27 protein-coding genes and 2 tRNA genes are annotated in these 24,573 nt (G+C 63.3%); 23 read left to right on the forward strand and 6 right to left on the reverse strand.

What is annotated here, in order from left to right:
- Positions 1-187: 187 nt before the first annotated feature.
- A complete protein-coding gene (locus tag ACK3R5_RS09420) occupies positions 188-475 on the reverse strand; it encodes a hypothetical protein (protein ID WP_411963807.1) in 288 nt (95 codons plus the stop codon).
- Positions 472-1,512, reverse strand: coding sequence for an Mrp/NBP35 family ATP-binding protein (locus tag ACK3R5_RS09425; RefSeq protein WP_411963808.1), 1,041 nt, complete (start codon positions 1,510-1,512; stop codon positions 472-474). Before ACK3R5_RS09425 ends, ACK3R5_RS09420 begins: the two co-directional genes overlap by 4 nt.
- Before the next feature lie 218 nt (positions 1,513-1,730).
- Here ACK3R5_RS09425 and moaA point away from each other — a divergent pair, with 218 nt between their 5' ends.
- From moaA to ACK3R5_RS09455, 6 genes are all read left to right on the forward strand, one after another.
- Positions 1,731-2,693 carry a GTP 3',8-cyclase MoaA gene (gene moaA / locus ACK3R5_RS09430; protein WP_411963809.1) on the forward strand — a complete coding sequence of 321 codons (963 nt, stop codon included), beginning with the start codon at positions 1,731-1,733 and terminating at the stop codon, positions 2,691-2,693.
- Positions 2,694-2,789: 96 nt separating this feature from the next.
- Positions 2,790-3,656 (forward strand): universal stress protein, encoded by an 867-nt coding sequence (locus ACK3R5_RS09435; protein WP_411966792.1) that lies wholly within the window; start codon positions 2,790-2,792, stop codon positions 3,654-3,656.
- Positions 3,657-3,866: 210 nt separating this feature from the next.
- Positions 3,867-5,495, forward strand: a complete 1,629-nt coding sequence (locus ACK3R5_RS09440; RefSeq protein ID WP_411966793.1) for a COG1361 S-layer family protein — start codon at positions 3,867-3,869, stop codon at positions 5,493-5,495.
- A gap of 21 nt (positions 5,496-5,516) precedes the next feature.
- Positions 5,517-7,991, forward strand: a complete 2,475-nt coding sequence (locus ACK3R5_RS09445; protein ID WP_411966794.1) for an efflux RND transporter permease subunit — start codon at positions 5,517-5,519, stop codon at positions 7,989-7,991.
- 180 nt (positions 7,992-8,171) lie between these two features.
- Complete coding sequence (locus ACK3R5_RS09450; RefSeq protein ID WP_411963813.1) at positions 8,172-8,576, forward strand: zinc ribbon domain-containing protein; 405 nt, start codon at positions 8,172-8,174, stop codon at positions 8,574-8,576.
- Between the two features lie 20 nt (positions 8,577-8,596).
- Complete coding sequence (locus ACK3R5_RS09455) at positions 8,597-9,289, forward strand: TetR/AcrR family transcriptional regulator (protein WP_411963814.1); 693 nt, start codon at positions 8,597-8,599, stop codon at positions 9,287-9,289.
- 24 nt (positions 9,290-9,313) lie between these two features.
- On the opposite strand, the gene ACK3R5_RS09460 is transcribed toward ACK3R5_RS09455, so the two are convergent.
- The gene (locus tag ACK3R5_RS09460; protein WP_411963815.1) at positions 9,314-9,664 is read right to left on the reverse strand and encodes a thioredoxin family protein; all 351 of its coding nucleotides are present in this window, start codon (positions 9,662-9,664) and stop codon (positions 9,314-9,316) included.
- Positions 9,665-9,867: 203 nt separating this feature from the next.
- Here ACK3R5_RS09460 and ACK3R5_RS09465 point away from each other — a divergent pair.
- From ACK3R5_RS09465 to ACK3R5_RS09530, 14 genes are all read left to right on the forward strand, one after another.
- Positions 9,868-9,952: transfer RNA gene (locus ACK3R5_RS09465), tRNA-Ser, on the forward strand.
- Between the two features lie 23 nt (positions 9,953-9,975).
- A complete protein-coding gene (locus ACK3R5_RS09470) occupies positions 9,976-10,479 on the forward strand; it encodes a 30S ribosomal protein S13 (protein ID WP_411963816.1) in 504 nt (167 codons plus the stop codon).
- Positions 10,476-11,003, forward strand: coding sequence for a 30S ribosomal protein S4 (locus ACK3R5_RS09475; protein WP_411963817.1), 528 nt, complete (start codon positions 10,476-10,478; stop codon positions 11,001-11,003). The genes ACK3R5_RS09470 and ACK3R5_RS09475 overlap by 4 nt, the downstream gene beginning before the upstream one ends.
- Positions 11,000-11,392, forward strand: coding sequence for a 30S ribosomal protein S11 (locus ACK3R5_RS09480; RefSeq protein WP_396612274.1), 393 nt, complete (start codon positions 11,000-11,002; stop codon positions 11,390-11,392). Before ACK3R5_RS09475 ends, ACK3R5_RS09480 begins: the two co-directional genes overlap by 4 nt.
- A gap of 6 nt (positions 11,393-11,398) precedes the next feature.
- Positions 11,399-12,181 carry a DNA-directed RNA polymerase subunit D gene (locus tag ACK3R5_RS09485; RefSeq protein ID WP_411963818.1) on the forward strand — a complete coding sequence of 261 codons (783 nt, stop codon included), beginning with the start codon at positions 11,399-11,401 and terminating at the stop codon, positions 12,179-12,181.
- A 144-nt stretch (positions 12,182-12,325) separates the two neighbouring features.
- Positions 12,326-12,410 (forward strand) — tRNA-Leu (locus tag ACK3R5_RS09490).
- A 26-nt stretch (positions 12,411-12,436) separates the two neighbouring features.
- Positions 12,437-12,787, forward strand: coding sequence for a 50S ribosomal protein L18e (locus ACK3R5_RS09495; RefSeq protein WP_411963819.1), 351 nt, complete (start codon positions 12,437-12,439; stop codon positions 12,785-12,787).
- A complete protein-coding gene (locus ACK3R5_RS09500) occupies positions 12,784-13,221 on the forward strand; it encodes a 50S ribosomal protein L13 (RefSeq protein ID WP_411963820.1) in 438 nt (145 codons plus the stop codon). Before ACK3R5_RS09495 ends, ACK3R5_RS09500 begins: the two co-directional genes overlap by 4 nt.
- Positions 13,215-13,613 (forward strand): 30S ribosomal protein S9, encoded by a 399-nt coding sequence (locus tag ACK3R5_RS09505; protein ID WP_411963821.1) that lies wholly within the window; start codon positions 13,215-13,217, stop codon positions 13,611-13,613. The genes ACK3R5_RS09500 and ACK3R5_RS09505 overlap by 7 nt, the downstream gene beginning before the upstream one ends.
- A gap of 12 nt (positions 13,614-13,625) precedes the next feature.
- Positions 13,626-13,820 carry a DNA-directed RNA polymerase subunit N gene (locus ACK3R5_RS09510; RefSeq protein ID WP_151113665.1) on the forward strand — a complete coding sequence of 65 codons (195 nt, stop codon included), beginning with the start codon at positions 13,626-13,628 and terminating at the stop codon, positions 13,818-13,820.
- Positions 13,817-13,993, forward strand: a complete 177-nt coding sequence (locus tag ACK3R5_RS09515) for a DNA-directed RNA polymerase subunit K (protein ID WP_151113663.1) — start codon at positions 13,817-13,819, stop codon at positions 13,991-13,993. Before ACK3R5_RS09510 ends, ACK3R5_RS09515 begins: the two co-directional genes overlap by 4 nt.
- A gap of 4 nt (positions 13,994-13,997) precedes the next feature.
- The gene (gene eno / locus ACK3R5_RS09520) at positions 13,998-15,197 is read left to right on the forward strand and encodes a phosphopyruvate hydratase (protein ID WP_411963822.1); all 1,200 of its coding nucleotides are present in this window, start codon (positions 13,998-14,000) and stop codon (positions 15,195-15,197) included.
- Positions 15,194-15,976, forward strand: coding sequence for a 30S ribosomal protein S2 (rpsB, locus tag ACK3R5_RS09525; RefSeq protein WP_411963823.1), 783 nt, complete (start codon positions 15,194-15,196; stop codon positions 15,974-15,976). Before eno ends, rpsB begins: the two co-directional genes overlap by 4 nt.
- Positions 15,977-16,172: 196 nt before the next feature.
- Positions 16,173-17,378 (forward strand): MBL fold metallo-hydrolase, encoded by a 1,206-nt coding sequence (locus ACK3R5_RS09530; RefSeq protein WP_411966795.1) that lies wholly within the window; start codon positions 16,173-16,175, stop codon positions 17,376-17,378.
- 30 nt (positions 17,379-17,408) lie between these two features.
- On the opposite strand, the gene ACK3R5_RS09535 is transcribed toward ACK3R5_RS09530, so the two are convergent.
- The gene (locus ACK3R5_RS09535; protein WP_411966796.1) at positions 17,409-18,227 is read right to left on the reverse strand and encodes a VOC family protein; all 819 of its coding nucleotides are present in this window, start codon (positions 18,225-18,227) and stop codon (positions 17,409-17,411) included.
- 125 nt (positions 18,228-18,352) lie between these two features.
- Between ACK3R5_RS09535 and ACK3R5_RS09540 the strand changes: the two genes are divergently transcribed.
- Positions 18,353-19,315, forward strand: coding sequence for a zinc-dependent metalloprotease (locus tag ACK3R5_RS09540; protein ID WP_411966797.1), 963 nt, complete (start codon positions 18,353-18,355; stop codon positions 19,313-19,315).
- Positions 19,316-19,605: 290 nt separating this feature from the next.
- Here ACK3R5_RS09540 and ACK3R5_RS09545 read toward each other — a convergent pair whose 3' ends face one another.
- Positions 19,606-19,833, reverse strand: coding sequence for a hypothetical protein (locus tag ACK3R5_RS09545; RefSeq protein ID WP_411966798.1), 228 nt, complete (start codon positions 19,831-19,833; stop codon positions 19,606-19,608).
- A gap of 103 nt (positions 19,834-19,936) precedes the next feature.
- Positions 19,937-20,494: a hypothetical protein gene (locus ACK3R5_RS09550; RefSeq protein ID WP_411963828.1), complete on the reverse strand. Its 558-nt coding sequence runs from the start codon at positions 20,492-20,494 to the stop codon at positions 19,937-19,939.
- A 126-nt stretch (positions 20,495-20,620) separates the two neighbouring features.
- Here ACK3R5_RS09550 and ACK3R5_RS09555 point away from each other — a divergent pair, with 126 nt between their 5' ends.
- Together ACK3R5_RS09555 and ACK3R5_RS09560 are read left to right on the forward strand one after the other, a co-directional pair.
- Positions 20,621-23,275: an AAA domain-containing protein gene (locus ACK3R5_RS09555; RefSeq protein WP_411966799.1), complete on the forward strand. Its 2,655-nt coding sequence runs from the start codon at positions 20,621-20,623 to the stop codon at positions 23,273-23,275.
- Between the two features lie 88 nt (positions 23,276-23,363).
- Positions 23,364-24,572, forward strand: coding sequence for a lactate racemase domain-containing protein (locus ACK3R5_RS09560; RefSeq protein WP_411966800.1), 1,209 nt, complete (start codon positions 23,364-23,366; stop codon positions 24,570-24,572).
- Position 24,573 lies beyond the last annotated feature (1 nt).

A 24,573-nucleotide genomic window follows, 5' to 3' on the forward strand; every position in this document is an offset into this window, starting at 1 on the left:
CGTATGCTTCCGGGTGAACTCCCATCGAACGCATCACGACTACAGATACCACTCGTGTGGCGGTATCTCTACGGACGGTTCTCACGAACGTGTAATCTGTATGATGGACTGGCTTGCCACCGGGAGACGCCGGACGGCGACCAGTCGTGGCCGAGTCGGCACCCGGGTGAGTTACAGTCGACGCGAGTTACCGGTCGATGCCGCCTTGCGCTTTGATGTCCATGATGTGGCGGACGTTGAGGTAAATCTCCTCGGGCGACGTGTCACCGTCCGGGTCGTACAGGTCGCTGACGCGGTAGAGGATAGCCGACACCTGCCGACTCTCCGAGGAGTCACCGTAGATGTCGTCGGCAATCTCTCGGAGGAACGCCACCTTCTCCGGGTCGTCGGGGAACTCGGCGTCCGAATCGGGGGCCATCTCCCAGTCCACGTCGTCCGCGTCCGGGTCGGACGGAGTCTGGCCACCGTCGCTCATCGATTGCGTACCCGCCGGCGCTGGATGATGCCGGTCATGTCGGCGACGTTCTCGGTCATCACGCGGAAGGCGTCTGCCGTCTCGTTGTCCTCTTCGAGGACGATTGGCTTCCCGCCGTCGCCACCCTCGCGGACTGCCGGGTCGAGGGGAAGTGCGCCGAGGAACGGAAGTTCGTTCTCCTTGGCGAAGTCGCGGCCACCACCCGCACCGAAGATGTCGTGACTGCCGCCGCAGTCCGGACACCGGAACGTGCTCATGTTCTCGACGATGCCGAGGACGTTCGTGTCGTGCTTGCCGAACATCCGCAGGCCCTTGTTGGCGTCGTCGAGGGCGACGGTCTGTGGCGTCGTGACGATGACTGCGCCGGTGAGCGGGAGCGTCTGCAGGATGGTCAGTTGCGTGTCACCCGTGCCCGGCGGCAGGTCGAGGATGAGGTAATCGAGGCTTCCCCACTCGACGTCTTCGACGAGTTGGGTAATCAACTGGTGAACCATCGGGCCACGCCAGATGACCGGGTCGTCCTCGCCGACGAGGAAGGCCATCGAGATGAGCTTCACTCCGTACTTCTCCGGCGGGATGATGGTCTGACTTTCCGTCGCCTGCGGCGCTTCGTCCGCGGCGAGCATTCGCGGGACGTTCGGTCCGTAGATGTCGGCGTCGAACAGACCGACGCGCGCGCCGAGTTTCGAGAGTCCAGCGGCGAGGTTGACCGCGACGGTCGATTTGCCGACGCCACCTTTGCCGGAGGAGACGGCGATGATGTTCTTGACGCCGGGGAGGACCTCCTCCTCGGGCGCGCGGTCGGTCGGTATCTTGGCCGTGAGTTCGACTTCGAGTCCCTCGTCGGCGAGGAGTTCTCGAATCTGACGGCCGATTTCCGACTCCGTCGGGGAGTACGGGGCCCCGAGTGCGAGCGAGATACGGGCGGTGTCGCCGTCGACGTCGATGGCGTTCACCAGTCCGAGAGAGACGATGTCGTCTCCGAGGTCAGGGTCTTCGACCGCACGCAAGAGGTCACGTACGTCGGCTTCGTCCATATTCGTTCATCCGGCGGTGTGGCCGATAAGGGTTTTGTACGGTCTCACCCGGTGGTATGGCCATGGAGGTGTCGGGTCACGTCGCGGGTCACGTCGGAGCAGACTCACTGGTCGTACTGACGATGGGGCCCACGAGTCCAAAATGGTAACCAGTACCAATTACGTCACCGCAGGAATCGACAGCGAATTTATCAACATCCACTGCCAGAGTTCGACGTATGGTGTTGGTCGACGACTTCGGACGCGAGGTAACCGGAGTCCGTATCTCTCTGACAGACCGATGTAATTTCGACTGCGTCTACTGCCACAACGAGGGGTTGGGCGACACGCGTGGTCCGATGGACCCCGCAGACGACGAGATGAGTGCCGACGACGTGATTCGGTTTCTCGAAGTCGTCGAGGAGTACGGCGTCCGCAAGGTGAAGTTCACCGGCGGCGAACCGATGCTCCGCGCCGACCTCGAAGAGATAATTCGTCGGACCCCCGACTCGATGGAGACGTCCTTGACGACCAACGGAACCTTCCTCGGTGACCGGGCCGACGACCTGGTCGACGCGGGCCTCGACCGAGTGAACGTCTCGCAGGACGCACTCGACCCGGAGGCCTTCGCTGAGGTCACGAAATCCGGTGCGTACGACAAGGTGATGGAGGGCGTCAAGGCCGCCGTCGAGGCAGGCCTCACACCCGTCAAACTCAACATGGTCGTGTTCACCAAGACGGCCGGATACGTCGAGGAGATGGTCGAGTACGTCGCCGAGAACGAGGGCCTCCAACTCCAACTCATCCAGTACATGCCCGAACTCACGGGCCGCCCGGAGTGGAACATCGACATCGACCGTGTCCACCGCTGGTTGACCGACCTCGCGGACGACGTCGAGACGCGTGACATGCACCACCGCCGTCGCTACTACGTCGGCAAAGGGATGGTCGAAATCGTCGACCCCGTCGAGAACCCTGAGTTCTGTGCGAACTGCCACCGCGTGCGCGTGACGCACAGAGGATACCTCAAAGGCTGTCTGAACCGCAACGACGACCTGCGACCGATGGGCGAGATGACTCGCGAGGAGATTCGCGAAACCTACGAGGACGTCGTCGCCAACCGCGTCCCCTACTACGGCGAATACATGGTCCGCGACGACCAGGGTGATTGGGTCGTCAACGAAGAGTACATCGGCGTCTGAACCGACGAGTAGTCGGCCGCAGTCCGCGAATCGACCGACCAGCACACCGCCACGGGAGCGGACGAACTTTTCTCGATAGCGAACGTTTCAGGCGTCATGACTCCCGCCGTCGAGCGACTGGTTCTCGCAACCGATGGAAGTGACAACGCCGTCCGTGCGGCGGACCACGCGATTTTCCTCGCTGCCGCGTTCGGAGCAGAGTTGCACGCCGTCTCTGCCGCCGGTGCGCCCGACAGGACCATCGCCCGTCTCGCGGATTCGATTCGGGCGAAGAGTGCCGTCGAAGCAGAAGAGGCAGTCGCCACCGTGACGCGGAAGGCACTCGCAACCGACGTCCCGACGAAGACGGAAGTCGTCGACGGGCCACCAGCGAAAGTCGTCGTCGACGCCGGGCGTGACGCAGACCTGCTCGTCGTCGGGCGACACGGCCACACCGGCCTCGGTCGGTTCCTCGTCGGGTCCGTCACCGAACGCGTCCTCGAGGACCCGCCAGCGCCGACGCTGGTCGTTCCGGCCGACGCCGACGCGACACCCGACTACGAGACGGTTGCACTCCTCGTGGACGACTCTGCCGTCGGCCGTGCGGCGACGACGATGGCGATTGCCGTCGCGAGAGCGACGAGAGCGACACTCGAACCCATCGCAGTCGTGGACAACCGATTTACCGACGCACCGGGATTGCGTCGTGCACTCGAAGACGAGGCGCGACAACTACTCAAAGAAGTCGCAGTCGAGGCGGCCCGGTCGGCAGTCGAATCCACCGTGACGGTTCGGACGGGCGTCCCGGCGGCCGAGTTCCTGGACCACGCCGACAAGACTGGGGCCGACCTGCTCGTCGTGGGCACCGACGCCGCGCGCTCCCTCGACAGACACCTCGCGACGAGTGTCGCTCGCCGAGTCGTCCGACAGGGCACCGCTCCGGTCCTCGTCGTCCCGAAGCGTGTCGTCACCGACGGGAACTGACTCCGAGTAAATCGCTCGTCTGTTTTTTGAAGTTTCGTTCAATTTATGTAAGACCGGTCCTGTGACTACTATGTTGATTGTACGTTCAGTCAGTCGGGATTCACCCCGGCGTGAGCGTCCGTCGGTGCCTGCCGCACCGCACAACAACAGTCCCCCGAACACAACCAACCACCTCGAACCGATTCACCCCACACTCCCATTTCCCACTCCATGAAATTCTCACGAGCACTCGTCGTCTTGCTGGTCGTCCTAGTCGCTATTCCGAGTCCAGCGATGGCCGGTATCGTCGGCGAACCGAATCTCCAAGCGTACGCGCCGAGCAACAAACTCGTCCCCGGGCAGGAGACGTCGCTGAACGTCGTGTTGACGAACTACGGCGGCGACACCGAGTACCGAAAGTTCTCCTCCTCGGAGAGTTCCGCGTCGCTGTCGGACCAGCAACGCTCGAAACTCGAAGCGCAGGTCCGTTCGGCCCGAAACGTTCGACTCACACTCGAGTCGGGTGATGCACCCGTCGAAGTGAACACCGCGACGCTACCGGTCGGTGACATCCCGCACGCGACACAACGCGAGGCGACGTTCTCCACGTCAGTCAAGGAGAACGCCACGCCGGGCACCTACGACATGGAACTCGTCGCCACCTTCGAATACGACGAGTCCGTCCGCGACAACGGTGACGTCCAGAACGAAGAAGAAGACACCGTCACCATCCCTGTCACTGTCGTCATCGAGCAAGCCCCGCGATTCGAAATCGTCTCCGTCGACACCTCCGCACAGGTCGGTGGAAGCGGAACGACGACGGTCACCATGCGCAACATCGGTACCGAGACGGCCTTCGACTCGTCTGTCGCCCTGACCTCGCAGAACGGCGAAATCACGTTCGGTCAGGCGACGACTGCGACCAGATACGCCGGTGAGTGGGGCACAAACGAGACGCGCCGCCTCGAATACGAGACGTCGGTGGCCCCCTCGGCGGCAGTCCAGCAGTACTCGCTCTCGGCCGTCGTCAACTACGAAGACGACGACGGCGTGGCAAAGCAGTCGAAGAACCTCGCGACGGGAGTGATGCCGCTCGCCGAGCAGTCGTTCACGCTCGACGCGACTGATTCGACGCTCCGAGTCGGCCGTGAGACGACGGTCAGCGGAACCATCACGAACGACGGGCCACAGTCGGCCCGCGACGCCGTCGTCGTCGTCTCCTCGAAGTCGCCCAACACGAACATCAAAGAAAGCGAGTACGCGCTCGGAACGCTCGAAGCAGGTGCGTCGTCGGAGTTCTCCTTCTCCGTCGAAGTTACCGACTCGGCCGACGCCGGCCAGCGACAACTGAGTTACACCGTCGAGTACCGCGACGAAGACGGTGACACCCAGCAGTCGAAACCGCTGTTGATGAACGCCGAGGTGAAACCCAAACAGAACCTCTTCGGTGTCGAGACGAAGAACGGGTCGCTCGAAGCGGGAAGTTCGGAGACGATTACGCTCGTCGTGACGAACAACGGCGACGAGACGTACCGCAACATCGACGCCAAGGCGTTCGCCGACAGTCCGCTGTCGCTGTCCGACGATACGGCGTTCATCCAGGAACTCGGCCCCGGCGAGTCGACGGAGATTCCGCTGGAACTCTCCGCGAGTTCGTCCGCGAGTCCGAAGACCTACTCGTTCGACATCGACTTCCAGTACGAGAACGAAGACGGTGAGCGCAAACTCTCCGATTCGTACCCTGTCGCCGTCGACGTGACCGAATCGACTGGTGGCAGTGGGCTCTCGATGCCGCTCGTGGGCGGTGTCGTCGTCATCGTCGGCCTCGGCATCGTCGGGTTCCTCTGGTACCGTCGGTAATCTCCCCACCTCTCTCCCACAATGATTGAATACGAAGTGTACGTCGACCGCCTCGGCGAGTACATCACCGAGAACCCGGGCAGAGTCGTCGCCCTGTTCTTCGTGCTGACGCTCGTCTTCGGGGCCGGCCTCGGGAACATCTCTACCGACGCCGGCACGTCCCAATTCACTAACGACTCCCCCGCACAGGAGGCGCTCGACGACGTCAACCGGGAGTTCTCGCCGGCGTTCGAGACGAGTTCCGGGAGTACACAACTCATCCAACAGAGTTCGAACGTGCTCTCGAAGCAGTCGATGCTCGACATGTTGCGCCTCCAAGAGCGCATCATGAACCGCCCGGACCTCCGTGCCACGTCGTCGTCGAGCATCGCCGCTACGGTCGCGAGAACGCTCGACCCGTCGGCGACGACGCTCGACCAGCAAATCGACGCGCTCGAATCCGCGTCGCCGAGCGAGGTTCGGGCCGCAGCGAAGCAAGCGACGGCCAACCCCAACGTCGCCTCGCTTCTGAGCAACGACTTCAACCGGGAGTCCGTCCGCGCATCCTCGACTATCGGCGTCGTCAGCCACGAGGTGCCCGGTATCTCGTCGAGCGCGGGCACGTCGGGGACGAGTCCGATGACCGACATCCAACTCGAGATTCAGACGATGACGTCCGTCGCCGACAGCGACATCCGCGTCTTCGGGAGCGGTATCATCTCCAGCGAACTGGGGAACGTCATCGCCGACTCGCTCCTGCTCGTCGTCCCGGCGGCAGTGCTCCTCATCTTCGGGTTCCTCGTCGTCGCCTACCGCGACCCAATCGACCTCATCCTCGGCGTCGTCTCGCTCGTGTTGGCAGTCGTCTGGACGTTCGGGTTCATGGGCCTCGCCGATATCCCGTTCAGCCAGATGCTCATCGCGGTGCCACCGCTCCTCTTGGCGGTCGGTATCGACTTCGGGTTACACGCCGTCAACCGCTACCGCGAAGAACGGGTCAAAGGGACCGAACCCGTGTTGTCGATGCGGACGACGGTCAAACAACTCTCGGTGGCGTTCTTCATCGTCACCGGGACGACGGTCCTCGGGTTCCTCGCGAACGTCACGAGTGACCTCGCACCCATCCGCGACTTCGGCCTCGTCGCAGCAGTCGGCATCCTGTTTACGTTCCTCGTCTTTGGGGTGTTCCTGCCCGCGGCGAAACTCTACGTGGACCAACTCCGCGAGAAGTACGACGTCCCCGCGTTCGCCTCGTCACCCCTCGGGTCCGAAGGCGGCTATCTCGCTCGGGTGCTCTCGGTCGGTGTCGTCATCGGTCGGCGTGCACCCCGAGCGTTCCTCGTCGTCGTCCTCCTGACGACAGTCGTCGCCGGTGCCTACGGGACGGGCGTCGACACGTCGTTCTCACAGGAAGACTTCCTCCCACCGGAAGAACAGGCCGGATACCTCCAGCAACTCCCCGAACCGTTCAAACCCGGCGTCTACACCGTCACGAAGGACCTCAACTACCTCGAAGACAACTTCGAGAGTACGCAGGGTGACAGCGTGACGATATACGTCGAAGGGCAGTTACGCCAAGACTCCTCACTGGAGATGATTCACCGTGCCGGTGAAGACCCACCGGAGTCGTTCGTCGCCGAAGACCGGCGTGCGCAATCGACCAGTATCGTCACCGTCATCCAGAGTTACGCGGCGCAGGACCCCGAGTTCGCGGCCCTCGTCGACAGGAATGACGCCAATGGAAACGGCGTCCCCGACGACAATCTGGACACGATATACGACGAACTCCTCTCGTCACCGGTCTCCGGGCAGGCGTCGTCGTACATCACCGACGACTACCGCAAGACGCGTATCGTCTACACCGTCGAAGGTGACGCCGAACAGGACGCCATCGTCGCCGACGGGCGGGACGTCGCCGAGCGCCTCCGAATGGACTCGACGGCGACCGGAAACACCGTCGTCTTCGACGCCGTCTCGGACACCATCTTCACGTCCGCCATCCAGAGTCTCACCGTCGCGCTCGTCGCGACGGCGATATTCCTGGTGTTCATCTACCAACTCCTCGAAGGCCAGTGGACACTCGGCGTGGTCAATCTCATCCCCATCGTCGTCACCCTCGCACTCCTCGCGGGGTCGATGCGGTTCTTCGGCATCCCCCTGAACGCGCTGACGGCGACGATTCTCGCTATCGCCATCGGGTTGGGTATCGACTACTCTGCCCACGTCGTCCACCGCTTCGCCGACGAGTACAACGAGAGCGGTGACCTCTACGAAGCGCTTCGTCTCACGGTCAGCGGGACCGGTGGCGCACTCACCGGGAGTATGCTCACGACGACGACTGGTCTCGGCGTCCTCGCAATCGCCATCACGCCCGTCCTCGGGCAGTTCGGCATCGTGACGGCGCTGAGTATCTTCTACTCGTATCTCACCGCGCTCGTCGTCACACCCCCGGCGCTCGTCGTCTGGGAGCGGTTGACGCAACGCGAGACGACCACCTCGGCACCGACGTTCCCCTGATTTCACACCGATGACTTCGGCCCTCCCACACCACGCACGCATCGCACGCACACTCGGAGACCACGAAGAACCGTCCACGGGTCTGACACGGCACGAATCGGCCGCAACAGATACCCACCACCAGAAACACGAGATACCACGAACGGAACGCTCATGAGCGAGAACCAACCGAATCCAAGTATGTCTGGACTCACGAAGGTCCGCCCGTGGCTAGCAGCACTCCTCGGTCTTGCAGTCACTGGATTGGGTCATCTCTATCTCCGTCGCTGGCGGCGTGCCATCCTCTGGGTCGCGTTGGCGTTCAGTGTCTCCGTCCTTTTCGTCCCCACCGGGGCACTCGAATCGTTGGCGACTGGCGGCCAGATTCCGCCCGTCGTCGACGTCCTCCCCATCCTCGCCGTCAGTCTCGTCAGCGTCGCCGACGCGTTCCTCCTCGGGATGAAACAGGTCGGTGACACGGAGAAACAGGCGGCAGTCGAGGAGTCCGACACCGACTCGTGTCCCAACTGTGGCCGAGAGACCGACCCGGAACTCGAGTTCTGTCACTGGTGTACGACGCGACTCGACGAACCGAGAGACGACTGACCACTTCGCACACGAACACAATGACAAACGACCGAATCGACACCGGCCGAAGCGAGACGGAGCAGGCGATAATGGACGCCACACTTCGAGCGCTCGCCAAACACGGCTACGCCGACCTCTCGATAAAGAACATCGGCACCGAGTTCGAAAAGAGCACCTCGCTTCTGTACTACCACTACGAGAACAAAGACGAACTGCTCTTGGCGTTTCTCGATTACATCATCGACCTCTTCGTTGCTACCATCGACCCAAACGCAGACGACCCGGACGCCGAACTCAGAACGTTCGTCGAACACGTCCTCCCGCCGGAGCGACCCGCCGACGGCGGCGACGTCGAACCCGTCGCACCACCGGGGATGGGCGAACCGGAGATGTTCCAACGCGTCATCTTCGAACTGCGGACACAGACCGTCCACGACGACGATTACCGACAGAAGTTCGGTGAGATGGAGTCGTACATGATTGACACGATTGCGACGCTCATCCGCCGCGAGATGGAAGCAGGACACTACCGAGAGATGAACGCAGAAGTGATGGCCGAAAATCTGATGGCGTTTCTGTTTCGGAGTCTCGACGTCCGCGTCACCGGGACGCGGTCCGAATCGGCCCACGCGATGCGCGAGTCGGTGTACTTCCTGCTCGACAACGTGATGCCGAAAGGCGACGTCCATCCGGGCGACATCGCGACTGCCGACGACGACTGCAGCGCCTGAGTCGCCGAGACGGCCGATTTCCGATTACTTGTCTGGTTCTTCGACGAAGTCGATGATGGACTGTGCACCCTGGAAGCCGTCGTCGAGACGGCCGACCAGTTCGCCGTCGTCGAAGAGGAGGAGCGTCGGCACGCTTCGGACGGTGTACTCGTCGGCGATGGACATGTCGGTCTTCGGGTTTATCATCGCGACCACGACGTCGGTCACTTTCGCGACGGTTCCGAGGACCGGTTCGATGCTCTGACAGATGGCACACCCGCTCGTGTAGATGTCGAGGAGGACGCGGTCGTGTTCCGACACGAGGGCGTCTAACTCGTCTTTCGTCTCGATGCGAACGGGTTTCGTCGGCGCAGTGGCCGAATCTGTCGAACTCATTGTCCCGAATACGTAACATGAGTAGTTATGATTTTGGTGAGAACACACAACACACCACAACCGCCTCGTCAGCCACTGTCCCGCCGTACCACGGGGGAACCCTTTCGTGATGTTTAAGTAACGCCCCCGTCTCGTATCGCATGCAATCGCTGTAGGGGTGTCTGACCCCGAGTCCGGATAGGGCGAAAATACCAGAACGCAGTGTTGCGGTAGCCAAGCCTGGCCCAAGGCGCTGGGTTGCTAACTCAGTGGCGTCAAGCCCCCGGGGTTCGAATCCCCGCCGCAACGCTCACAATACGACTTTCCAAGTCATGAGTGCAGAAGAACCACAGGACGGCTCTCCGGAGGAGGAAGAGGACCTCCGTTACTTCATCCGAATTGGTCAGACCGACCTTGACGGAACGAAGACGGTAGAGCGCAGTCTGACGGACATGAAGGGTATCGGCAAGCGCACTGCGCGCATCATCGCCGACGCCGCGGAAGTTGACCGAACTGCGCTGTTCGGTAAACTCCCCGAAGACGAAATCGACTCGGTCGTCGATGTCGTCGAGAACTTCGAGGCCCACTCTCCCGAGTGGATGGTCAACCGACAGAAGGACTTCTTCTCCGGTGAGACCGCCCACATCACGGGTTCGGACCTCGAGGAAAAGCGTCGTCATGATATCAACCGCATGAAGATGATCAGCTCCTACAAAGGCGTGCGACACCAGCGCGGCCAGAAGGTTCGCGGCCAGCGGACGAAGTCCACTGGACGTACTGAAGGCACCATCGGTGTCAACGTCGAGGAGATCAAGGAGGCGCAAGCAGAAGAATGACGACTGGTAAAAACACCAAGTTCTACGAGACTCCGAACCACCCGTACCAGGGCGAGCGTATCGCCCAGGAAGCGGACCTCCTCTCTCGATACGGTCTCAAGAACAAAGAGGAACTCTGGAAAGCGCAGTCCGAACTGCGTAACATCCGCCGTGAGGCACGTCGCCTCCTCGGCGAGGCCCAGGGTGACACCGAAGAAGCAGAGGCGCTCGGTGCCGAGTTCATGGCACGCCTGCGCCGCTACGGGATTCTGTCTGCCGAAGACGACATCTCGCAGACGCTTCGCCTCGACGTGACGGACATTCTCGAGCGACGTTACCAGACGATTGCCTACCGCAACGGCATCGGTCAGACGCCGCAGCAGGCACGTCAGTTCATCGTCCACGGACACGTGACGATAGACGGCGCTCGGACGACTGTCCCGTCCCGCAAGGTCGAGGTCGACGAAGAGGGCACCGTGAGCTTCGACGAAACGTCGCCGCTCTCGGACGAACTGCACCCTGAGCGCGCGGAGGCCCAAGAATGAGCGAATCTGAATCCGGTGACAAGTGGGGAATCGCCCACGTGCACGCATCGTTCAACAACACGCTCATCACGGTGACTGACATCACGGGCGCCGAGACGATTGTCAAATCGTCCGGTGGTTCCGTCGTCAAGCAGAACCGTGACGAGGCATCCCCGTACGCGGCCATGCAGATGGCAGAGAGCGTCGCTGACCAGATCAAGGCAGCGGGCATCTCCGGTCTGCACGTTCGCGTCCGTGGTCCCGGTGGCAACCGTAACAAGAGCCCCGGCCCCGGTGCACAGGCAACGATTCGCGCCCTCGCTCGCGCCGGTCTCGAGATCGGTCGCATCGAGGACGTGACGCCGATTCCGCACGACGGAACTCGCGCGCCCAAAAACAGCCGACTCTAACACACCATGGCAAACGACTTCGAGGTCGAGTTCATCGAACGCGATGACCGACGCGCCCGATTCGTCGCACGCGGTCTCTCCCCGGCGTTAGCCAACGGCATTCGCCGGGCGATGGTCGCTGACGTGCCGACGTTCTCTATCGACACCGTCCGGTTCGTCGAGAACACGTCGGTCATGTTCGACGAGATGATTGGGCTTCGCCTCGGTCTGGTTCCGCTGACCACCCCCCTCGACGAGTTCGAGCCCGGTGACACCGTCACCGTCGCGCTCGAAGTCGACGGGCCGGCGACCGCCTACTCCGGAGACATCGAGTCTGCGGACGATATGGTCGTCCCCGCGGACGAAAACGTCCCAATTATCGAGCTGAAGGACGGTCAGCGCCTCGAATTCGAGGCAGATGCCGTCCTCGGCTACGGGAAAGACCACGCCAAGAATCAAGGCGGGGTCGCAGTCGGCTACCGACACCTCCAGCGTGTGGAGGTTGTCGGCGACGCCGGCGAGTTCGACGAACAAGAACCGAACATTCTCCGCGGCGTCATCGAAGAGGCCGCTGCCGAACACGCCGCCGACGCGGACGCCGAAGACGGTGCCCTCGTCGCCACGGACGAGTTCGACAACGACCTGACGAAGCGGTATCCCGGAAAAGAGGTCGAAGTGCACGACGTGCCGGAAGCGTTCGTCTTCAGTGTGGAGACGGATGGTTCCTTCACGGTCGATGAGCTGGTGCTGCGCGCCGTCGCCTCGCTTGGTGACCGCGCTGCCGAGCTCGAAGAAAAGGTCGCACTGTAAGAATGATTACTGCCCCGTACCACCACCGACGTTCGCCCACCCCGCGAGCAGTCGAATCCGCCGACAGCATGGCGTGCGACTGCCTCACGGTGGCCGGCCGGACCGAAGGTGTTTTTACGGGGCATGAAGTACAGCGGAATGCTTGCAGGGATAGCCAAGTCTGGCCAACGGCGCAGCGTTCAGGGCGCTGTCTCATAGGAGTCCGCAGGTTCAAATCCTGCTCCCTGCACTCCGCTTTCTCTCTGGAGGTAGACAATGAGTAAGACGAACCCGAGACTCAACAGTCTCATCGCCGAGCTGAAGGCGGTCTCGCGTGAGTCCGGTGCCAACGTCTGGCAGGATGTCGCGGACCGTCTCGAAAAGCCACGGCGCACCCACGCGGAAGTCAACCTGAGCCGTATCGAACGATACGCTCGGGAGGACGAAACCGTCGTCGTGCCCGGCAAGGTGCTGGGTAGCGGTGTGCTGCAGAAAAACGTCACAGTCGCTGCTGTGGACTTCTCGTCCACCGCTCGAACGAAGATCGAGCAGGTTGGCGACGTCGTGACGCTCGAACAGATTGCTGAACAGAACCCCGAAGGGTCCAACGTGCGGGTGATGCGATGAGCCTCGCAGAATTCGACGCCGACGTCGTCGTCGACGCGAAGAACTGCATCATGGGCCGCGTCGCCTCTGAGGTCGCTCAGCGCGCCCTCGCAGGCGAGAAGGTCGCCGTCATCAACGCGGAAGACGCCGTCATCACCGGTTCCGAAGAGGACGTGATGGGCGTCTACCGTAAGCGCGCCGAAGTTGGGTCGGACCAGGGTCCGTACTACCCGAAGCGTCCCGACCGAATCTTCAAGCGTGCCATCCGTGGGATGGTCCCGTACAAGAAGCCCCGCGGCCGCGAGGCCTTCTCGAACATCCGCGTCTACGTCGGCAACCCGTTCGACGAAGACGGCGAGATGCTCGACGAGACCTCGCTGGACCGCCTTTCGAACATCAAGTTCATCTCGCTCGGAGAGGTCTCCGAGAATCTGGGTGCTAACGTCACATGGTAACGAACACGTCCGGGAAGAAGAAGACCGCAATCGCTCGCGCGACGGTGCGCGAGGGTAAGGGTCGAGTCCGTATCAACTCCCAGCCGGTCGAGCTGGTCGAGCCGGAGATGGCCCGCCTGAAGATGCTGGAACCGTTCCGCATCGCTGGCGAGGACCTCCGCTCGCAGGTCGACATCGACGTGCGCGTCAACGGCGGCGGCGTGGCCGGTCAGGCCGACGCAGTCCGCACCGCGCTCGCTCGAGGGCTGGTGCAGCACCTGAACGACGCGGAACTTCGCGACGCGTACATGGAGTTCGACCGCTCACTGCTGGTCAACGACGTTCGCCAGTCCGAACCCAAGAAATGGGGCGGACCGGGCGCACGCGCTCGCTACCAGAAGTCCTACCGCTGAGGTGATCTAACCATGATGATTCCCGTCCGGTGTTTCACCTGCGGCAAGGTGATTGGCGAACACTGGGATGAATTCCAGGCCCGTGCTCGCGAGGGTGACGAGGACCCCGCAGAAGTCCTCGACGACCTCGGGGTAACTCGTGCCTGCTGCCGGCGGATGATGGTATCGCACAAAGACCTCGTGGACGTCGTGTCTCCCTACCAATGATGCAACGGTACAATCGGTACGAGAAAGCCCGCATCCTCGGTGCACGAGCGCTGCAGGTATCCTACGGCGCACCCGTGCTCGTGGAGACTGAACAGACCGAACCGATATTAATCGCGGCCGAGGAGTACGATGCAGGTGTCCTTCCGTTCACCGTAAAACGAGAGGGTAAGTGACAACATGACACGAATCACATCCGTCTCCCTGCGTCGCGTGCTCGACTCCCGTGGCAACCCGACGGTCGAAGCCGACGTTCTCACCGAGTCCGGTGGGTTCGGTCGCGCTGCGGCCCCGAGTGGTGCGTCCACCGGTGAGTACGAGGCAATCGAACTGCCACCGACCGAGGCCATCGCCGCGGCCCGTCGCCACGCAGTTCCGCGTCTCGTAAACGAAGTGTACGCGGGTGACCAGCGCGAAGTCGACTCGGCACTGCGTGGTGCCGACGGCACCGACAATTTCTCGGAAATCGGCGCGAACAGCGCCGTCGCCATCTCGATGGCGGCCGCGAAGGCCGGTGCCGACGTGCTCGGTGCCCCACTCTACCAGCATCTCGGCGGCGCGTTCCGGGGCGACAACTTCCCGACGCCGCTCGGGAACGTCATCGGTGGCGGTGAACACGCCAAGGAAGCGACGAACATCCAGGAGTTCCTCGCCGCACCAGTCGGTGCGCCGAGCGTCTCCGAAGCCGTCTTCGCCAACGCGAAGGTCCACGCCCGCGCGTCCGAGATTCTCGACGAGCGTGACGTGCCCGCCGCGAAAGGCGACGAAGGTGCGTGGGCACCAGCCATCTCCGACGCTGACGCGTTCGAGGTCATGGACGAAGCAGTCTCCGACGTCGAGGACGAACTCGGCTTCGAGATTCGCTTCGGCCTCGACATCGCGGCCTCGGAGATGTTCGAAGATGGCGTCTACCACTACGGTGACGAGACGAAGACGACAGACGAGCAGATCGACTACGTGGCCGAGATGGTCGACGAGTACGACCTCGTCTACGTCGAAGACCCCCTCGACGAGAACGACTACGAGGGCTTCGCGAAACTCACAGACCGTGTGGGCGACCGTACACTCATCTGCGGTGACGACCTCTTCGTCACCAACGTTGAGCGCCTGCAGGACGGTATCGACGTGGGTGCCGCGAACTCCATCCTCATCAAACCGAACCAGATTGGGACGCTCACCGACGCGTTCGACGCCGTCGAACTGGCCTCCCGAAACGGGATGGACGCTGTCATCTCTCACCGCTCCGGTGAGACCGAAGACACGACCATCGCACACCTCGCCGTCGCCACCGACGCGCCGTTCATCAAGACCGGCACGGTGCAAGGCGAGCGAACTGCCAAACTGAACGAACTCATCCGCATCGCGGACGACGCAGTATGAGCGACAACGAAAACGACGCGGTGGAGGTCGCCGACGAGGAACTCGAGACGGAGACCGAAGCGGTCGCCGAGACGAGCACCGACGAGGCCGCCACCGAAGACGAGACAGCAGAGACCGCCGAGGCGGCCGACGAGGCTGCCGAGGCCGAAGAAGCAGAGCCTGAACCGGCCTTCGACGAGGACGTCATGCCCGACGAAGACGCCGACCTGCTCATCCCGGTCGAAGATTACCTGGCCGCCGGTGTCCACATCGGTACCCAGCAGAAGACCAAGGACATGGTTCGGTTCATCCACCGTGTCCGTGACGATGGGCTGTACGTGCTCGACGTGAGCCAGACGGACTCGCGAATCCGCACCGCCGCGGACTTCCTCGCGAACTACGACCCAGAACAGATTCTGGTTACGTCCTCCCGTCAGTACGGTCGGTTCCCGGCCGAGAAGTTCGCCGACGCCGTCGGCGCTCGTGCCCGCACGGGACGCTTTATCCCCGGCACGCTGACGAACCCGGACTACGCCGGCTACATCGAACCCGACGTGGTCGTCGTCACCGACCCGATTGGTGACGCACAGGCAGTCAAGGAGGCCATCACGGTCGGTATCCCCGTCATCGCGATGTGTGACTCCAACAACCAGACGTCCAACGTGGACCTGGTCGTCCCGACGAACAACAAGGGTCGTCGTGCGCTGTCGGTCGTCTACTGGCTTCTCGCCAACGAGACGCTCGACCGCCGCGGCACCGACACCGTCTACGCCCTCGAAGACTTCGAGGCAGAACTGTAGACGGACGGGCGTTTCGAATTCGAACTTTTCTGGCGCTCACACCGAGAGCGGCCGCGCCGTCGCGTGAGATAGAACACCGAACAGTGGCGACGCCCGCGAGAGCGTCGCAGTGAGTGGCGTCGCTCGAAGGACGACTCCCCGTAGAGCCCGCTTTCTTCGCAAACGGCTTTGCGCGTCCTTCCCATACATACCCCACATGAGTAAGCTACTTCGCCAGATTACCGTCTCCCAACTCGCCGCCGACCTCGACGCCGGCGCGTCGTTCACCGTCGTGGACACACGCCCGCCGACGAGTTTCGACGCGTGGCACATCGGGGGTGCGGTGAACGTTCCGTACCATCCCGTGGATGGACTCGGCGGCGACTGGGACTGGGAGCGAGTCGACGCCCTCGCGTCCGAGGGGCCACTCGTCGTCATCTGTGGCAAGGGACTGTCGTCTACCTCGTTCGGGTTCGAACTCAGTACACGCGGCTACGACGACGTGACCGTCGTCAAAGGCGGGATGGAAGACTGGAGTAAACTCTACGAAGTCGTCGAACTCGACACGGACGACGACGACCTGTACGTCGCACAGGTCCAGCGACGCGCAAAGGGTTGTCTCGGCTACGTCGTCGGGTCTCGGTCGGCACGAGAAGCAGTCGTCGTGGACGCGACCAGACAGCACCACGAGTTCGAACTCGTCGCCGCCGACGCGGGGATGACCATCACTGGCGTTCTCGACACCCACGTCCACGCCGACCACGTCTCCGGGGGGCGGGCGCTCGCCGAGCGACTCGGTGTGCCGTACTATCTCGGCGAACACGCGACTGACCGCGACGTGCAGTACGAGTTCTCCCCACTCGCTGACGGCGAGACGGTGACGGTCGGAGACAGCGCGATAGAGGCCCGCTACACACCAGGCCACACCTCCGACATGACGAACTACCTCGTCGACGGTCAGTATCTGTTGACCGGCGACACGCTGTTCGTCGAATCGGTCGGCCGAACCGAACTCCAGTTCGGAGACGTCGACGAGCAGAGCTCGTCGGCCCGCCGGACGCAGTCCGGCGACGACGACGCCGCAACCGGCGCAGAACTCCTCTACGACACGCTTCACGAGAAGATACTCTCGCTCCCGCCAGAGACACAGGTCCTCCCCGGCCACGTCTCTGTCGCTGCCGACGGAACCTATGGCGTCGGGTCGCCGGGCGAACTCGTGAGTACAACGCTCGGAAATCTTCGGGAGACGCTCGACTTGCTCGAACTGGACGAGGAGACGTTCGTCCACCGAATCGCCAACGACACCCCGGAGAAACCGCCGAACTACGAGCGTGTCATCGCAATCAACACTGGTCACGAGTCGGTCGGCGACGAACAAGAGGCGACGGAACTCGAACTCGGGCCGAACAACTGCGCCGTTTGAGACGGCAGGAAGGACGGTGACGCTGGCGATTCAGGGGAGTTCGACCACGCCCAACCGCCCCTCGAACAGGTCGTGGTCGAACCACGCCATCCGGCGGTCACTGTACCGAATCTGCGGGCCGAGCGAGAGTGACTGCCGTGCGATATCGATGTCCGTGACACCGATGAGGAACGCACACGGTCCCTCGCCGACGTCATCGATGCGGGCGGCGAGTTCGCCGTCACCGGGTTCACAGAGTGCGAGTGGCGTCCCCGGGCAGACGGCGAAGTTGCTGAAGGGGCCGTTGATTTCGACCGGTGACGGGTACCGGTGTCGCCGGGCGAACAGGTCGGCCGTCACCTCGATATCACTGGTCGCGACGACGACGGCCCTGAGGCCGCGCAGGGACGTGTTGTGTGAGGTCCGCGGGACGCGGTAGTCACGAGGCGTTCGGTCACGGATGGTAAACGGGAGTCGCAGGTCGTCGCCCTCGAAGCACATGTCCCACTCGACGAGTCGGCCGTCGGGGCGTTCTCGTGACGCGTCGTGCGGGCCGTCGACTGGAATCCCGGCGTCGATAGCGGCCTTCGCACTCGCGGCGACGTCCGGGACTTCGAGACACCACCCGGTCGGGCCGGCGTCGGCAGCGAGGTGGGTGGGCCAGAACCCTGCGTCTTCGGCGTCGGTTCCGAGCGTCGGTGCGATGAGTTCGAGATACGACCCGTCAGGGAACGGAACGACTGCCATGTGGGTCGTCCCGGTGCTGTGTTCGCCGCCGTAGGTCGGGGTGAGGCCAACGTCGTTGGCGGCGGTACGCAGTTCGTACAACTCGAGACCACCGAACGCGACGTGGTCGATGGTTCGGTCCATACGCTCTCCACGTGAGGGGGTGTATAGTCTTTAGTGGGCGTTCGACTCGGAGCGAACGCCGTCGGTGTTTCACCTCTCGACGACGCCGGCCGAAGCGTTTTGACGCCAGCGCCCCTCGATAGCGTATGAACTTCCTTCGAAGCGTCCGCGTCGTCGCGGACGCTTCGGCGACCGGTACCGGAAACATCGACTGGGACGCCGTCGGGGAGGCGGCGAAAGCAGCGGTCGAACCGGGAACACTCGACCTCTCTCCAACAGAGCGGTCGGGCTACGCCGCCGACGTTCGTGACGCACGTGACCGACTGTCGGTCGTCGCCGAGGTGACGTTCGACGTGCCCGACGTCGTCGAGGTACAGAACCGACACCACTGGATAGACGCCAACGTCGAGACGTTCCGCCGAGTGATGGCCCCGTTCGAAGAACACGGCCCGGCGGTGCTGCCGGGTGTCACCCGTGCTATCAACACCGGGACGTTCGCACTCGTGTTGTCGTTCCTCGGCAACAACGTGCTCGGGCAGTACGACCCACTCCTCCTCGCCGAGGGCGACGACGACCACGGACTCTACTTCGTCCACCCCAACATCCGCCGCGTCGCGGCCTCACTCGACGTGGACTATCCACGATTCCGCCGCTGGATTGCCTTCCACGAGGTCGCACACGCCGCCGAGTTCGGTGCGGCCCCGTGGCTTCCGGCCCACCTCGAATCGCGGATGAACCGCGGCATCAACGCCCTCGTGGACGGTGACCTGGACCGAGATGCGTTCGCCGAACTCGACACGGCGATGACCGCCGTCGAAGGCTACGCAGAACTCCTGATGGACCGCGCGTTCGACGACGAGTACGAAGACCTGCGGCGCAAACTCGACGAGCGTCGACAGGGCGGCGGTCCAATCGCTCGACTCACACGCCGGGCGCTCGGACTCGGCCTCAAACGCCGGCAGTACGAACGCGGCGCTCGGTTCTTCGAACACGTCGCAGACGAACGCGGGGTGGCGGCCGCTTCACGTGTGTGGGAACATCCGGAGAACCTACCGACAGACACAGAATTGGACGTACCCGAGCGATGGACCGCTCGGGTTCTGCCCTGAGGAGACTGCAACTCCATCAGGGTGCGGCCCGGAACTGAATCGAATCAGACCGCGCACGCACCTTGGGTAGTACGCAATGTTGTGCTAGAGGCCCAACTCTAACGCCCCACTGCGCGTCCGGTATCATACCAGGAAGTTGCCCCTGCCCTGGCTACCGGCGATAGACGGTGTATGTTTATCAATTAAATACCCTGCGGTATCATGCCACACGTTGAAGATAGTTTATTCCAGTTGTGTCTCTACCGCAATACTATCAGTGAAACATAACGTTGGTCGGTGGACCGACGTCGTCACCGACGGTTCACGCTGACGAACTCACGCCCCCAGTACGTGAGAAAGGCCATGAGGGCGATACCGACGGCAGTCCCACCGACGAAGGCGTAGCCGACCTGTTGGAGCGTCGCGTCCGCGGCGAGCGCGACGAATCCCGCGGAGATGCCGACGAGGAGGACGAACCCGATTTTGAGTCGCATGCTCGCGATTCGGCTCTCGTCGTCGCTCAAACTGGGTCCGACCATCGGTCCTCCATCCGCAGCGCTCCTGTCTCGTCCTGTGGGTCGGTCATGCCCCGTCTGTTCATGTGGGTCTCGTTGGTTCGAGGTGGTTTGAAACCGATGGCTCTCAGTGGAATCCGCGGTCGACCTCGTCCGTCTCGATGAGGTCGTCGAGTTCCGACGAGAGCAACGAGTCCGCGTCGGTGAACTCGTCGGTCAGGTCGTCGAGTCTGTCCGGGCGGGCGTCGAACTCGTAGTCCATCGGCCCGAACGCGGGACTGTCGAGTGCCTCCATCACGTCCGTGAAGAAGTCGTCCGGGGTCGTGGGCGCTTCCGAGTGGACGTCTATCGCCGCTTCGAGGCGGCGGGCCATCGACGTTGCTTCGTCTTCGTCTTCGGGTGGGCGCTGGACGCCGAACCGACCGGTCTCGTCGGTTTCGCGGTCCGGAAACAGCGGGTCGAGGTCGTCGTCGATACGGCGTGCGACTCTGGTGCCGACACCGCGTACCTCGTAAGGGTTCTTCGCGTACGTCTTGAGTTGGTAGACACCGATATCGCGGTGACTCAAAAAGAGGTCCTCACCGAGTCCCTCACGCCGACTCCCTGCGACGGCGCGCCACCCACTCGGGTCGCGACCATCGTCGACGACGTCCGAGAGGATGTCTTGCCAATCTCTGACGCGCATGGACGACTGTATCGTCGCGGGGAGAAAGAACGTGACGGTTACTGTCAATCGCCAGTGGGTCGGCGACTCGGCGTGGGGGTCAAACGACCGACGCCTATTTGCCCGTCCCTCCCCGACGATTTCGACGTGAATCTGCGCGGCCCACTCGTCGACGTGGAGTCCCCACGCGAAGTCGAGACGCGATACGGAGAGCGCTCGCTGGCGGAGGTGACGCTCCGACCCGAAGACGGGACGGCGGACCCCGTCACCGTCACCCTGTGGGGCAAGTGGACGCACGCCGCCGAGCACGCCGAACCGGGGATGGAGATGCTCGTCACCGACGTGGACGAATCCGAGTATCGAGGGGAGACGACCTATTCGACGGGCAAGGAATCGTTCGTCGTCGTCGAACCCGACTTCCTCGTCGACGTGACCGACATCAGGTCGTGGGTGCAGTGCTCCCGGATGTACTACCTGAACAAACTCTCGGGTATCCCACTGAACTACCCGGTCGTCAAGGGGACAATCGTCCACGAGGTGTTCGGTGACCTCCTCCGCGAACGTGACCTCGAATCGTCTATCGAGGAACGTATCGAAGAACGTGGCCTCGAACTCGGGTTACTCGGCCGGGAAGTCGAGGAAGTCGCAGACGAAGTTCGACGTAACGCCGCCGCAATCGAGGGATGGCTTTCGCAGGGCAAACTCACCGACGAAGACGAGTGGCGCTCTGAGTACACGCTCATCTCGCCGACGTTCGGCATCAAAGGCCGCGCCGACGCGCTTCGCCGCGGGTCACCCGTCGAACTGAAGACCGGAAAGAACCTCAATCGCGACCCGCGGTTTCAGGACAAGATTCAGGCCGCCGCCTACGCCCTCATCCTCCACGAACGCGGCGTCCCAGTCGATACCGGAACCCTCCTCTACACCAAGAACACCACGCTCGACCGGACCGAGGAGTCGGGTGACCTCTCGCCCGCGAAGGACTTCTCTATCGGGCGCGGCCTCCTCGAATTCGTCGTCCGCACCCGCAACGAAATCGCCGCGATGGAGTACGACGTGTCGGTACCGACGGGGTACGAGGTGAACTCGAAGTGCGAGTACTGCTTCGAGAAAGACACCTGCATGGTCGTCTCGGGGCGCCTCGGACAGGAGTCGAAAGCCGGGGCAATCGGGACGCCCGTCCCCGAGGAAGAACGCGAGTATTTCGACCGGTTCTACCGCGCCGTCGAAGAAGAACGCCGGGCAGTCCACGTCGAGTACCGAAAGCTCTGGGAGCAATCGGCCGAGGAACGCGCGGACGACGACAGGGCACTCATCGGACTCGACCCCATCGACGAGACGGAACAACCCGACGGGACGTGGAAACTCCGCGCCCGCAAGACCGACGACGCGGTGTCGAAACTCCGTCAGGGCGACGTCGCACTCGCCAGCGACGGACATCCCGTCGAAGGCCACGCCGAACTCGCTCGCATCGTCGAACTCGGTGACGAAGTCGTCGTCACGACGGACGAACCGGTCGAACTCCGCCGTCTCGACGTCTACCCCTCGGAACTTACCACCGACAGACTCCTCACCGCCCTCCACGACGCCGTCTTGAAAGGCTCACCAGACCGCAAGGACGTGCTGTTCGGCCGCCGTGACCCCGAATTTTCGGACCGTTCGGCGGGGACGACGTACATCGACAACAACGAGGGTCAAGACGAGGCAGTGAGTCTCGCCGTCGACGCCGACGACGTCGCACTCGTCCACGGACCGCCGGGGACGGGCAAGACCTACACCATCGCCCGGACCATCCGCGCACTGGTCGAAGACGGCAATCGCGTCTTGCTCTCGGCCTTTACGAACCGCGCCGTCGACAACGCGCTCGAAGCACTGCGCGACCAAGGGTTCGAGGACATCGTCCGCGTCGGGAGCGAGACGGGCGTCCGCGACGACATGCTCGACGTGCGCCTCTCGCGGAGTGGCGACCCCAACACCCTCGCCGCGGCGTTGCACGACGCGCCCGTCGTCGCCTCGACCACTGCCTCCTGTGGGTCGCGGGTGATGCGCGAACAGTCGTTCGACGTGGCCCTCGTGGACGAAGCGTCACAACTCACCGAACCGGGGACGCTCGCCGCGACGAACCTCGCCGACCGGTTCGTCCTCGTCGGCGACCACAAGCAACTGCCGCCCGTCGTCCGCGCCGAAAACGACCTGCAGAAATCGCTGTTTCAGCGCCTCATCGAGACGTATCCCGAGGCGTCGGTGATGCTCGACCGGCAGTACCGCATGTCCCAGCGGATTCAGGCCTTCGCGTCGGCGGAGTTCTACGACGGCGCGCTCAGACCCGCCACGGGCGAGGTTGCGGCCCAGCATCTCCGTGACCTTGGCGTCGACACCGCCGACTTGCCACCCGAACTCGCGGACCCGGTGACGTTCGTCGACCCGGATGGCCGCCGTGTGGGGAACACGAATCCCACCGAGGCGGACCGCGTCGCCGAAATCGTCGCCGCCTACGAGGACGCAGGTGTCGCCTCCGAAGATATCGGTGTCATCGCACCGTTCCGGGCGCAGGTGGCCGAAATCTCCCGCCGAACCGACGTCACCGTCGATACAGTCGACCGGTTCCAAGGGTCTTCGAAAGAGGTCATCGTCGTCTCCTTCGTCGCGACAGGTGACCTCGATGGCCCGTTGTTCGAGGACCATCGCCGTATCAACGTCGCGCTCACGCGGGCGAAGAAGGCGCTCTGTCTCGTCGGCGACGCCGACGCCCTCGAATCTGACCCCTTCTACGAGCGGATGTTGCGGTGGGCGCGGCGGTAACTATCGCTGACGTCCAACCGACTCCGACACGTCACCGACGCTGACGCTCCGCCGACAGATTCACGTTCGCTTCACCGAACCCCGAGGCATGGACCTTCCGCTCGGAGACGGGACTATCTCGCTGTCGCTCCCGTCGTGCGACGTCGACGTTGCCCGTCCCCCCGGTGGTGACTCGGTGGACCCCAAAACGGCCGCGGAGGCGGCGATGGGGTGTCCGCATGGCCCCCCACTCGCGAGTCTCGTCGAATCCACGGACGAGGTGGCAATCGTCGTCACCGACGTGACGCGCGACACGCCCGACGACGTCCTCCTCGACGTGCTGTTCGACCACTTCTCTGTCCCCCGCGAGAACGTGACTATCGTCGTCGGACTCGGTTTACACCGGCCGATGACCGACGAGGAACTCCGCGATGGCCTCGGCGACTACGCCGACCTGGCGGTGAACCACGACCCGAGTTCGGCCGTCGCTCTCGGGGCCGTCGATGGATGCCCTATCGCGGTCCACCCCGCCGTCGCAAACGCCGACGTCGTCCTCTCGACGGGGATGGTCGAACCGCACCAGTACGCCGGGTTCTCCGGCGGTGCGAAGACTGTCGTCGTCGGCGCTGGGTCAGAGAGCATCATTCGCTACACGCACGGCCCGGAGATGCTCGCACGCGACGGTGTTCGCCTCGGCCGTGTTCGCGGCAACCCGTTCCGAGAGACGCTGGACCGTGCGGGCATCATCGCCGGCCCCGACTTCTGTCTCAACGTGACGAAAGGCCCGGACGGATTCCTCGGCGCCGCCGCAGGTGACCCCGTCTCGGTCGTTCGGTCGTTGGCGACGACTGCCCGTGACGCGCTCTCCGTCTCGGTCGATTCCACCTACGACGCCGTCGTCTGCGGTGTGGGCGCACCGAAAGACGCGAACCTCTATCAGGCGACGCGGGCGGCCACCTACGTCGCACTCGGTGACCAGAACCCGCTCGTCGACGGTGGCCGCCTCGTCGTCCCCGCGACGCTCGACGAGGGGGCAGGAGCGGGGACGGGAGAACGGCGGTTTTACGACGCGCTCTCGTCGGCGACGGACGCCGACTCGCTCTACGAGTCGATGCGGGCGGGTTACGAACCGGGTGCGCAACGGGCGTTCGTCGTCGCTCGCGTCCTCCGTGACCACGACGTGTACGTGACGAACTCGGAGTCGCCGGACGTGGTCGACGCATGTCTCATGCAGGCCAGAGATTCGGTCGAAGAGTCGGTCGAACCCGGCAGTCGCGTCCTCGTGGTTCCGGACGCGCTCAACACGCTGTTGGTCTGAG

The sequence above is a fragment of the Haloferax sp. YSSS75 genome, from assembly GCF_046764215.1.
In the GTDB taxonomy this organism is placed as follows: domain Archaea; phylum Halobacteriota; class Halobacteria; order Halobacteriales; family Haloferacaceae; genus Haloferax.